The sequence below is a fragment of the Nocardia inohanensis NBRC 100128 genome (genome assembly GCF_001612945.1).
GTDB lineage: Bacteria > Actinomycetota > Actinomycetes > Mycobacteriales > Mycobacteriaceae > Nocardia > Nocardia inohanensis.
The window spans coordinates 148389-159916 of the sequence record NZ_BDBK01000018.1 but is presented as its reverse complement, the minus strand read 5'-3'; the positions used below and the strand labels follow the sequence as shown (position 1 = coordinate 159916).

12 protein-coding genes are annotated in these 11528 nt (G+C 66.3%); 4 read left to right on the top strand and 8 right to left on the bottom strand.

Translation table 11 applies throughout. The annotated features are described in order from the left end of the window. Nucleotides 1-35: 35 nt before the first annotated feature. Nucleotides 36-1439 carry an MFS transporter gene (locus tag NI1_RS33955; RefSeq protein ID WP_067829595.1) on the bottom strand — a complete coding sequence of 468 codons (1404 nt, stop codon included), beginning with the start codon at nucleotides 1437-1439 and terminating at the stop codon, nucleotides 36-38. Nucleotides 1440-1542: 103 nt separating this feature from the next. On the opposite strand from NI1_RS33955, the gene NI1_RS33950 reads away from it, so the two are divergent. After that, entirely contained in the window at nucleotides 1543-2115 is a 573-nt protein-coding gene (locus tag NI1_RS33950) for a TetR/AcrR family transcriptional regulator (protein ID WP_067829594.1), read from the top strand. 33 nt (nucleotides 2116-2148) lie between these two features. Here NI1_RS33950 and NI1_RS33945 read toward each other — a convergent pair whose 3' ends face one another. From NI1_RS33945 to infC, 5 genes are all read right to left on the bottom strand, one after another. Further along, nucleotides 2149-3645: an APC family permease gene (locus tag NI1_RS33945; RefSeq protein ID WP_067829592.1), complete on the bottom strand. Its 1497-nt coding sequence runs from the start codon at nucleotides 3643-3645 to the stop codon at nucleotides 2149-2151. Between the two features lie 52 nt (nucleotides 3646-3697). Further along, nucleotides 3698-4495 (bottom strand): TrmH family RNA methyltransferase, encoded by a 798-nt coding sequence (locus NI1_RS33940; RefSeq protein WP_067829591.1) that lies wholly within the window; start codon nucleotides 4493-4495, stop codon nucleotides 3698-3700. Nucleotides 4496-4533: 38 nt separating this feature from the next. Next, nucleotides 4534-4914 carry a 50S ribosomal protein L20 gene (gene rplT, locus NI1_RS33935; protein WP_067829590.1) on the bottom strand — a complete coding sequence of 127 codons (381 nt, stop codon included), beginning with the start codon at nucleotides 4912-4914 and terminating at the stop codon, nucleotides 4534-4536. Between the two features lie 101 nt (nucleotides 4915-5015). Continuing rightward, entirely contained in the window at nucleotides 5016-5210 is a 195-nt protein-coding gene (gene rpmI / locus NI1_RS33930; protein WP_067719787.1) for a 50S ribosomal protein L35, read from the bottom strand. Nucleotides 5211-5292: 82 nt separating this feature from the next. Next, a complete protein-coding gene (infC, locus tag NI1_RS33925; protein WP_084524184.1) occupies nucleotides 5293-5976 on the bottom strand; it encodes a translation initiation factor IF-3 in 684 nt (227 codons plus the stop codon). A gap of 342 nt (nucleotides 5977-6318) precedes the next feature. On the opposite strand from infC, the gene NI1_RS33920 reads away from it, so the two are divergent. Continuing rightward, on the top strand, nucleotides 6319-6702 hold the full coding sequence (locus NI1_RS33920; RefSeq protein ID WP_245663537.1) for a DUF1844 domain-containing protein: 384 nt from the start codon (nucleotides 6319-6321) through the stop codon (nucleotides 6700-6702). A 69-nt stretch (nucleotides 6703-6771) separates the two neighbouring features. Here the strand turns inward: NI1_RS33920 and NI1_RS33915 are convergent, their stop codons facing one another. Both NI1_RS33915 and NI1_RS33910 read right to left on the bottom strand, forming a co-directional pair. Further along, entirely contained in the window at nucleotides 6772-7398 is a 627-nt protein-coding gene (locus NI1_RS33915; RefSeq protein ID WP_067829588.1) for a TetR/AcrR family transcriptional regulator, read from the bottom strand. A 5-nt stretch (nucleotides 7399-7403) separates the two neighbouring features. Next, nucleotides 7404-8240: a class I SAM-dependent methyltransferase gene (locus NI1_RS33910; protein ID WP_067829587.1), complete on the bottom strand. Its 837-nt coding sequence runs from the start codon at nucleotides 8238-8240 to the stop codon at nucleotides 7404-7406. Between the two features lie 520 nt (nucleotides 8241-8760). Here NI1_RS33910 and NI1_RS33905 point away from each other — a divergent pair. Further along, on the top strand, nucleotides 8761-9588 hold the full coding sequence (locus NI1_RS33905; protein ID WP_067829586.1) for an LppX_LprAFG lipoprotein: 828 nt from the start codon (nucleotides 8761-8763) through the stop codon (nucleotides 9586-9588). A gap of 399 nt (nucleotides 9589-9987) precedes the next feature. Further along, nucleotides 9988-11451, top strand: coding sequence for a fatty acid desaturase (locus tag NI1_RS33900; RefSeq protein WP_067829583.1), 1464 nt, complete (start codon nucleotides 9988-9990; stop codon nucleotides 11449-11451). Nucleotides 11452-11528: the final 77 nt, after the last annotated feature.

Sequence of the window (11528 nt, the reverse complement as noted above, 5' to 3'; positions counted from 1 at the left end):
AAGGCTGGGGCACAGTCGATCCGCCGGTCCGATTATCAGGCTTTGCGGCCGGGCAGGAGCAGGGCGACGAGCGCGCCGACCGCGACGATGGCCGCGCCGACCGCGACGGCGGGCCGCAGGCCGTCCACGTAGCTCTGCGGGGTGAGATACGCACCGTAAGAGGAGAACACGGAGGCCAGCACCGAGATGCCCAGCGCCACACCGACTTCGCGGATGGTGTTGTTGGCGCCCGAGGCCATGCCCTGATCGGCGGGGGCGCTGCTGGCCATGATGACGGTGGAGGAGGGCGCGAAGGTCAGGCCCATGCCGATACCGCCCAGGACGAACGGGAGCAGGAAGGAGTTGTAGGACACGTCGACGCTGGTGATGAGCGCCATCCAGCCGAGTGCGACGGCCAGGAACAGCTGTCCGACGCCGACCAGGACGCGCGGGCCGACCTTGTCGACGACGAATCCGGCCAGCGGGGCCACGAACATCGGGGCCAGGGTCCAGGGCAGGGTGCGGATACCGGATTCGAGCGGGGTGTAGCCGCGCACCACCTGGAAGTACTGGGCCAGCAGGAAGATCGAACCGAAAGCGCCCATCGAGAAGGTGATCATGATGACGTTGATGGTGCTGAAACCGCGGGAGCGGAACAGGCGCAGCGGCAGCATGGGTTCGGGCGACCGCCATTCCCAGACCACGAAGGCGACCAGCAGCGCCGCGCCGCCGAGCAGTCCGCCCAGCACCCCGGCCGAGGTCCACCCGTCATCGGAGCCGTGGATCACGCCCCATACCACCGCGAGCACGCCACCCGCCGACAGCAGCACACCGAGAATGTCCAAACGCCGTGCGTCGCCGAAGGATTCGCCGAGAATACGGGCCGCGAACGGCAGCGCGAGGATGCCGATGGGCACGTTCAGCCAGAAGATCCACTGCCAGCTCAGCCCGTCGACGACCGCGCCGCCGACCACCGGGCCGAGCGCCACGCCCAGTCCGGAGATACCGCCCCAGATGCCGATGGCGGCGCTGCGCATCTTCGCCGGCACCGCCGCCGACAGCAGCGGTAGCGACAGCGGCATGACCGCCGCCGCGCCGAAGCCCTGTACGGCGCGCGCCGCGATCAGCATCCAGGGTTCGGTCGCGACCGCGCAGGCGGCCGAGGCCGTGGTGAAAAGCGCGATGCCGAACAGGAATACGCGTCTGCGGCCGATCCGGTCACCGAGCGCGGAGGCGGTGAGCATGAGCGCGGCGAAGGAGAGCGCGTAGGCGTTCACGAACCATTGCAGGTCGGACAGGGAAGCGCCGAGCTCGGTCTTGATGACCGGCAGCGCATTGGTCACCACCAGGTTGTCGAGGGTGACCATGAACATCGGGATGCCCACGGCGGCGATGACCGCGGCGAGCGGTTTGCGCCGGGTGTCCGCCGGGCTCGGCGTGGCGGCGAGGGTGGTTGTCATAGCGGCGATCCTTTGTTGTTATCGACTGATAACTTATGAATCGAAGAGTATGCATTGACTGATAACATGTCAATACGCGACCACATCGAGGAGGATGAGGGGCATGACCAGAACCCGGATGACCGCCACCGAACGGGGCGAGCAGGTGCTACAGGCCGCCATCACCGCCTTCGCCGAATCTGGTTACGCCGCAACCAAAACCGATGAGATCGCGCGGCGCGCCGGGGTATCGCAGCCGTATGTGATCCGGCTCTTCGGCACCAAGCAGCAGCTGTTCCTGGCGGTGCTGTCCCGGGTCTGCGACCGGATCGAGGAGCTGTTCCGGGCCGCCGTCGAAACGCTGCCGGCCGAGGCCACCGCGGAAGATCGCCTGGCCGCGATGGGCCACCAGTACAAGACTTTCCTGACCGAGCGCGACCTGCCCCGGGTCTTCTTGCAGGGGCTGGCGGCCGCCGGAGTCGATCCGGAGATCGGGCGGGTCATCCGCGGCCGCTTCGGCAAGATCTACACCATGATCCGGGAGCTGACCGGAGCGCCGGTGACCGCCGCTCGCGGTTTCCTGGCCACCGGCATGCTGCTCACCGATATGGCGGCCATGGGCGTCACCGACGCGGATACCGTCGACGCACCCTGGGCGGCGGAGATCCTCTGCGATCTCGAGGCGAACGGGGACTGAATCCGCCTGTGCGCCCGCGCCGTTCGGCCGCGCTCAGCCGTGCGCGGGCGCGTCCGCTTCGATGATCTCCTCGGTCGGCGCGGGCAGCCGGCGCGCCAGCACCTCACCGCGGAAGAACGGCGGCATGATGCGCGCCAAGATCAGATAGAGCGGCACGCCGATCAGCAGCGTGCCCACGCCCAGCACGAAGACGGCGCTGAACCACGAGGTGACCGCGGTCCAGCCCGCCGCGAACAGCAGCAGGAAGCCGCCCAGCGCGGGCAGGACGCCCTTCATCACCAAAGCCCTACGGTCCGTGGCGAATCGGTCCCGGTACAGCCACGCGCAGCTGACGCCGGTGAGGCCGTAGTACACGCCGATCGAGATCCCGATCGCCGTCACCGCCTCCGCGATCAACCGCCCGCCCGAGGCGAAGTTCAGCCCCACGTACAGCACGATCGACACCCCGCCGAACACGATGGTCGAGAAGGCGGGGGTCCGGTACTTCGGGTCGATCTCCCCGAATCGCTTCGGCAGCGCGTGATGCAGGGCCATCGAGTAGGTGGTGCGCGCGGTCGGCAGAATCGTGGTCTGGGTGGAAGCGGCCGCCGAGGTCAGCACCATCAGGAACAGCAGATGCACCGCGATCGATCCGATCGCGCTGTCGCCGAACACCGCTCGCCCGAGCGCCCCGAGCACATCGTCGACCGAATCCGGATTGGCCAGCCCCAGCCCCTCGGTGCCCGCACCCGCGAACGCCTGCGCCGCCACCGTGACGATCAGATACAACGCCACCAGCGTGATGGTCGACAGGACCGCCGAGCGCCCCGGCGTATGCCGCGGATCGACCGTCTCCTGATTCACCGAGACCGCCGAATCCCAGCCCCAGTAGATGAACACCATCAGCAGCAGCGCGTTGACGAAGTCCGAGAACGACCCGATGGCAAAGGGATCGAACCAATCCCAGCTGAACGAAGCGGCCGTGGCCGCGGCATGCCCGGCCGCCACCCGCACCAGCGCCACCACCGAGAAAACCACCAGCATCCCGAACTCGACCGCCAGCAACACCGATTGCAGGCGCGCCGACACGTCGATGCCGAACACCGCGACGGCGGTCATCACCACGAGATACACGATGCCCAGCAGCAGCACCCAGATGCTGGTCGCGTCCGAGCCGATCCCATCGGCCCCCACCAGATGGAAGGTGTACTGCGAACTGATCTGCGCCAGGCTCGCCATCACCAGCAGATCGCTGACGACGATCGCCCAGCCGGCCATCCACCCGGTGAACGGCCCGAACGCCCGCGTCGCCCAGACGAAGGTGGTGCCCGGATCCGGTTCGACCTCGTTGAGATCGCGATATCCGATGGCCACCAGCAACATCGGCACGAACGCCAGCACCACGATGATCGGCGATTGCAACCCGACGGCGGCGACCACGAGACCGAGGGTGGCGGTAATACTGTAGGCGGGACCCGCCGACGCCACCCCGATCACCACGCTGGATGCCAGGGAGAGCGCACCGGACCGCAGAGTGCTGGGCGATGTCACCGGCTAAGAGTACGGGCAACCCGCCAGCACACTAAATCGCCGCGCCCCTCCCCTATTCCGCGTGCTGGACGCGGGAACCGGCGTACAGGCAGATGGCCGCGGCGGCCGCGAGATTGAGGCTTTCGGCGCGTCCGTGAATGGGGATCCGGATGCGATGGGTGGCCCGCGCGGCGACGGCGCGATCCAATCCGTGCGCCTCGTTGCCGAAGAGCCAGGCGACCGGTCCGGCGAGGATCTCGTCGGCCTCGTCCAGCTCCACTTCGCCGCGCGCGGTGGTGGCCAGCACGGCGATACCGGCGGCTTCGAGCGCGTCGAGAGTGGCGTCGATATCGCGTGAGCGCGCCACCGGCACGTGGAAAAGGCTTCCGGCGCAAGCGCGCACGGTCTTGCCGTTGTGCGGATCGACCGAATCACCGGCCAGCACAACGCCATCCGCGCCGACCGCGTCCGCCACACGGATGAGCGTGCCCGCGTTACCGGGATCGGCGATCTCGACGGGCACGGCGAGCATGCGCGGGGACGACTCCAGCACCGAGGTCAGCGGCACATCCACCAGACGGCAGACGGCGACCAGGCCGGGCGGGGTCACGGTCTCCCCCAGCATCTCCGCGGCCCGGTCGCTCACCAGCGTGGTGCGCACACCCTGAGCGGCGGCGCTCGCGACCAGTTCGTGCTCGCGGGCGGCGGCCTTCATCGAGAAGAAGAGCTCCTCGATGCGGCCGGTCTCCAAGGCGGCCTCGACCGAGTTCGCGCCCTCGGCCAGAAAGAAGCCGGACTTGCGGCGGTTCGGTCCGCGATGGAGCTTAACGGCCGAAACGACCCGGGAATTGCGCTCGGAGAGCGCTTCCACGGGTCGTTCCGAATGGTGTGTTGTCACGCAGGCCGTTATCAGGCGGCCGGGGCGTTGACGTTGGCCGGCAGCGCGGCCTTGGCGACGGCGACCAGACCGGCGAACGCCTCGGCGTCGGAGACGGCGAGCTCGGCCAGGATCTTGCGGTCGACCTCGACACCCGCGGCCTGTAGGCCCTGGATGAAGCGGTTGTAGGTCATGTCGTTCAGACGCGCGGCGGCGTTGATACGAGTGATCCACAGCTTGCGGAAGTCACCCTTGCGCGCCCGGCGGTCCCGGTAGGCGTAGGTGAGCGAGTGCAGCTGCTGTTCCTTGGCCTTGCGGTACAGGCGCGACCGCTGACCGCGGTAGCCCTTGGAGGCCTCGAGAACGGAACGGCGCTTCTTCTGAGCGTTGACGGCCCTTTTGACGCGTGCCACTTTTCAGTCCTTGATCGATTGGCGGGCGCGGCGGTAGCGCCCGGAGGTTGGTCGGTTTATGCGTTCCGCTGACGGATCGCGTGCGGCTGGCTCAGCCTTGTTTACTTGGCGAGCAGCTTCTTGACGCGAGCGACGTCGGCCTTCGCGACGACCTCCGTGCCGTCCAGACGACGAGTCCGGGTGGAGGGCTTGTGCTCGAGCAGGTGGCGACGGTTGGCCTGCTGACGCAGCAGCTTGCCGCTACCCGACACCTTGAATCGCTTCGAGGCGCCGCTGTGGCTCTTCATCTTCGGCATGGAAATCCTCTATCTGTCTCGTGCCGAAGGCAGGGGCGGGTGATGAATCACTGCCCCCGGACCTTCGGAGTGCTGATCGTTATTACTGCTGCGGGGTGGCCGCCGGAGCTTCGGCGACCGGGGCGTCAGCCGGAGCTTCGGCCGGAGCGCTGCTGCGCGCCGGGGTCGAGCTCGCGTCGTTCTGCGCCTTCACCCGCGTCTTCGCGCCCTTGTGCGGGGCGAGGACCATGGTCATGTTCCGGCCGTCCTGCTTGGCCGAAGTTTCGACGAAACCGAGATCGGCGACGTCGGAGGCCAGCCGCTGCAAGAGACGGAAACCCAGTTCCGGACGCGACTGCTCGCGGCCACGGAACATGATGGTGACCTTGACCTTCGAACCGGCTTCGAGGAAGCGAACCACGTTGCGCTTCTTGGTCTCGTAGTCGTGATCGTCGATCTTCGGCCGGAGCTTCTGCTCCTTGATCACGGTTTGCACTTGGTTCTTCCGGGACTCACGCGCCTTCTGCGCGGTCTCGTACTTGAACTTGCCGTAATCCATGATCTTGCATACCGGCGGGCGCGCGTCCGGTGCGACCTCGACGAGGTCGAGATCCGCCTCCATGGCGACGCGTAGTGCATCTTCAACACGCACGATCCCAACCTGCTCGCCGCCCGGTCCGATGAGGCGGACCTCGGGTACGCGGATGCGATCGTTGATGCGGGTCTCAGTGCTGATGGGGCCTCCTAGGTCAAGCGGTTCGTCTACGACCGCAAGCAATAACTGCAACCCCAATTTCAACACGAAAGCCCCGGGTTGGTATTTCTCCAACACGGGGCCCGAGTCGACCGATCGCGGACGCAAACAACGCGCGTCACGTCCCGAGCAGGCATAACCCGCACGAGAAACCCATCCGGTAAAAGATGGGCGACCGGACCGTCGAAACCTGGTGCTGCGTCATGCGAAGCGATCGGTTGACGGTGGGAGTCGGGCTCCACTTAGTTGCCCCGTTTCGGTCGCAGGAACCGGGCCGGGGCGGTCGTCGCGGAAAAGTCTAACACCCACCTCGCGATCCTCCGAATCGCCCACCCTCCCGACCAGCGACTACCCGGTCGGTGCCATGCTCTACCCATGAGCGAGGCAGTAGTGAACGAGGAGCTGGCCAATACTACCGAGCACCTCATCGAGGGCGAGGTCGTGCGCGAGCTGGCCGAGATCCCCGCCGTCGAGGTCATCAGCCGCGCCTGCGTCATGCTGATGAGCTCCGCCGCCGAGAAGCTCGGCCTCGGCGAACCCGACCCGTCCGCCAGCCCGCACCTGGATCTCGACGAGGCCCGCCGCGTGATCACCGCCCTCGCCGGCCTGGTGACCGCCTCGGTCGAATACCTCGGCCCGCACGCCGGCCCCATCCGCGACGGATTGCAGTCCTTGCAGCGCGCCTTCCGCGAAGCCTCCGAATACCCGGACGCCCCGGGCTCGGGTCCGGGCGAGAAGTACACCGGCCCGGTGTACTGAGCCTGGCCCCCGGCGAACTTCGGGCCCGGTGCGATCGAATGCGATCGCGCCGGGCCCTTTTCGTCGCTGTCAGTTGTCGCGCGGGCCGAGACCGGCGAGCAGGGTGCCGACGATCGATTCGATGTCGACCGCGGTGAGCGGCGCGGGACGAGCCCCCGACAGCAGCACGGTCAGCACCCGGTCGTGGCAGACGCCGACCAGCATGGCCGCGGCCGCGTCGACCGCGGCCTCCGGGGCGATCCGGCCCGATTCCTGTTCGGCGTGCAGGTACCGGGTCAGCTGGGCGCGCCAATCGTTATCGCGCGCTTCGGATTCGGCGAAGCGGGCCAGGACTGCCGGGCTGGCGAGCAAGCCCGCGAAGACCGGGAGGACCGCCTGGTGCAGGGCGAGCCCGGCGCGCAGATAGGCGCGCAGATTCTGTTCGACGGTCGCCGATCCGGGTTTCGGCAGCGGGCCGAGAGCCGCGTGCGCGGCGGCGGCGTGGGCCGTGACGGCGGCGGTGAGGAGCTCGTCCTTGTCGGCGAAGTGGTTGTAGAGGACACCGTCGGCGACGCCGGCCGTGCGCGCGATGGCGCGGACGGTGAGACCGGCCGCGCCCTGCTCGGCGATGAGGCGTTGTGCGGTGGCGATCAGGTGATCGCGCAGTCCGCGGTCGTCGGCGCTATCGCGCAGCGCCGCTGCCTTTCTCGGGGACATGCCAATCACGGTAGCGGGGTGGCCGCCGTGACCAGGTAGGCGGTGGCGCGCAGGCGGACGCCCACCGGGGTGGCGAACGGTTGCAGCGCCGCCGACACGGCCAGGCGCACCCGGTCGTCGGTGGCGTAATCGATCAGCATGCGATGGTGGCGGATCGGTCCCCAGCCCATGATGAATTCGGCGGCGTCGGCGACGTCGTCACCCCAGACCCCGTCCGCTTCCAGCCCGGCGATCTCGATGCCGGTGAAACCCGCGGCGGTCAGCAGGGCGCGGATCGAATCCGGATCGGCGAGCGGGCCGTGCGTGTGCGTGATCTCGAAACCGCCGAGATGGTCTGCGGCCGCACCGAACACGGCCCCCACATCGCTCCCCGCCAGCGGCGGCATGGTGACGAAGGCGAGGCGTCCGCCGGGCCGTAGCGCGCGGGCGATATTGGCGAAGGCCGCCACCGGATCGGCGAAGAACATGATGCCGAAGCGGCTCAGCGCGGCGTCGAAACCGCCGGCCGCGAAAGGGAATACCTGTGCGTCGCCCTGCTCGAATCCGGCATTTGCGACACCTTCCGCCAGGGCCCGTTCCCGCGCTCGCGCGAGCATCGGCCCGGACAGATCGACACCCGTCGCCGAGCCGCCGGCGGTCCGGCGCGCGGCCAGCCTGGTCAATTGGCCGTTCCCGCAACCGATATCGAGCACCCGGTCCCCCGCCCCGACCCCGGCGGCCCGCAGCAGTGGCTCGTTGAACCCGGCGTTCACCGCGTCATAGCGATCGAAATGCCCGGCCCAATGCTCGCCTTCGTAGCCGTTCCACGCCTCGGCCTGCGCGGTGTTGACGATCTCCGTCATCGCATCCTCCTTTATGAACGCTCGTTCATGAACGTATGTTCATAATGACTTCGGACGCGGCGGCGGTCAATGCCCACCCGGTTACCGATTCCGGATGGAAGGTCCGGAACTCCGGAACTTCCGGACCGGGTCAGCCGACGGGAAGTGAACGGATTGTTTGCGTGCGTATTGCCAGATATTCACCGAATCGGCTCACTCGCTGCATACAGCCCACGAGAGAACGGATGCGAGCGATTGCCGAATGGATGCCGCTGGGATGTCAAGCGGGAGAGGGGCTTCGACACGCCGATCCACGCCCGGTTCGCACCCGATGTTGTTAATGAGTTGCCGACGGGGCCCGATCCAGGAAACGTAACGCGCTGCGGGACCGCACGATCGGGTTTCCGGGCATTGCGCCGACGGTGCTGCGCGGATGCCGGAATATCAGGCGATCTACGCGTACAAGAACGAAGTACTGCATACTACGACGGGCAGCGGCCGCTGCCCTCCACAACGTGATCTGACTCTTCGGGGGTTGTAGATGAATGACGTGATATCTCAAGGAAATATTTCGACCGGTCGACGGCTGCGCCGTCGCGGTGCTGCCGCGATCATCGCGGCGGGCCTGCTCGTGACGTTCGCCGCGGGCTGCTCGTCCAGCGATGACAAGGGCGGCAGCACCTCCTCCTCGGTGGCCGCCAACACGCCGCTGCCGGAAGGCGCGCAGATCGTCCAGGAGTCGGCTCGCACCACGCAGACCCTGCAAGCGGTGCACCTGGCCCTGACCGCCAAGGACCTGTCGACCCTCCCTGTGAAGAGCGTCAAGGCCGATGTCACCAACCAGCCGCAGGGCGCCGGACAGGCGATCGGTGAGGCCGAGGTGAAGCTGAAGCCGGAGGCCGAATACACCTCCACCAAGTTCCTGGTCGTCGACAAGACCCTCTACGCCGGCGACGGCTCGGCGTACTCCAAGGTCGGTCCGGCCGAACAGGTTTACGATCCGGGCATCATCCTGGACAAGGACAAGGGCCTGGCGAACGTGATCGCCAAGATCCAGAACCCGAAGGCCGAAGCCCGCGAGAAGGTCAACGGCGTGGACTCGGTGAAGGTCTCCGGCACCATCGACGCCTCGGTCATCGACCCGGTCGTCCCGAAGCTCGGTGAGGGCGGCGGCACCCTGCCGATCACCGTCTGGATCAAGGACGTCGCCCCGCCGTCGGGCACCGCGACCACCCTGCCCTCCACTGCCGCTTCCCCCGGCACCGGCCCGAACCTGGTTCAGGCTGTCGTCAAGAAGGACAACGGCACCGTCACCGTGACCCTGTCCGACTGGGGCAAGCCGGTCACCGTCACCAAGCCCGGCAGCTGATCCACGCGCCAGGCTGCACGCTAGCTCAGGCTAGGCCATAGCTCGACGAGTAGTTCGGAGCCGGTCCGGGAGAGTGGAACGGCGGCAAACTCTGTCGCCCCCGCTTGACCGGATCGGCTTTCGTTTTTCGGACAAAAGCGCGGTTGGACGCTCATCCTTAAGGGTCCAATGTGTTGGAAGCCAGCGTGTTTCGGCCGCCGTCGAAACACTTTGCCCGGGGGTTCACGATGAAGTCGTCATCACCTGTGCGACGCGTCGTGAGCAGGCACAACCGCCACACCGACGGTTGCCTGAGCTAACGAACTGGTGGTTTAAGAGATTGTTCAGTGAAATGCAAGGCGGGGCAACGACTATACAGTCGCAACGCTCGAACTGTGTAAGTGCGTGTGGAGGAACAACATGACGACGGACGAACGGCCGGAGGTGGACGAGCGGGACTTCCAGCGCCCGCCTCTCGACGGCCCGCCGCCGCTCACCAACGTGTGGGTCTACAACGGCAAAGCCTACGACCTCAACGACTGGATTTCCAAGCATCCCGGCGGCGAGTTCTTCATCGGCCGCACCAAGAATCGTGACATCACTTCGATCATCGGTTCTTACCACAAGAATCCGGAAGCCATCGGCCGGATGATCGAGCGGTACGCGCTGAATCGTGATGCGCTGCCCGAAGATATCCATCCCAAGGCCAATGCTCCCGACTTCCTTTTCAACGAGGGTTTCGATTCCTGGCGCGACACCCCCAAATACAACTTCGGCAACAAGGAAGACCTGCTGCACAAGGTGAAGGCCCGGCTCAAGGAGCCGGAGCTGGCCGCCCGCATCAAGCGGATGGACACCTACTTCAACATCACGGTCGCCATTCTGGCCGTGCTGTACTTCGCGGTGCAGGGTCTGCGCCTGTTCGAGCGCAGCTGGATGCCGTTGCCGGTCTTCGTGATCGCGATGGTGCTGCTGCGCTCCTCGCTGGCCGGCTTCGGCCACTACGCGATCCATCGAGCCCAGAAGGGCTGGAACAAGATCTGCGTCAACGCGTTCGACTTGAACTATGTCGCTTTGTCTTTCGTGACCGCGGACGGGCACGCGCTGCTGCACCACCCGCACACGCAGAGTGAAGTCGACATCAAGAAGAACGTCTTCACCATGATGGTGCGGATCCCCCGGCTGTTCCGGATTCCGATCCACACCGCGCACAAGTTCGGCCACACCATGACCGGCATGATCATGCGACTGCTGGATGTCTGCCGCCTCACCCGCAAGGTGGGCGTGAAGGATATGTACGGCACCTGGAAGGGCGCGTTGCCGCACTTCATCGGTTCCTTCGGCGTGCGCTTCCTGCTGGTGGCCGAGTTCGTGCTGTTCCTGGTGATGGGCGACATCTGGGCCTGGGTCCTGCAATTCGTGATCAGCCTGTGGATCTCCACCTTCCTGGTCGTGGCTTCCCACGACTTCGAGATGGATACCGAGGAAATCGAAACGAATACCGAGGACTGGGGTATCAACCAATTGGAGCAGGCTTACGACCTCAAGGTCGTCGGCAACCGCTACGTCGACTGCTTCCTGTCGGCCGGCCTCAGCTCGCACCGCGCGCATCACGTATTGCCTTATCAGCGTAGCGGTTTCGCCAATATCGCCAGCGAGGACGTGGTCCGCGAGGAGGCCGCGAAGTTCGGTGTCGAGTGGCTGCCCGCGAAGAGTTTCTTCACCGACCGGCTGCCCAAGCAGGTCAAGGTCTACCTCCTGGCTCCTTCCGATGATGCGAAGGAACGGAACTGGGGCTTCATGCGAGAGCACTTCTCGCCGCTTGCTCTGAAGACTTGCGTCGTCTACACGGTGCAGGGCTTCACGGGGATCGGAACGGTCTAACAGCCGGCTTCCGTAGATCGGGGTGCGGTCAACATGCGCCGACCGCACCTGGATCGAATTTTCTATTGCTAAAAATT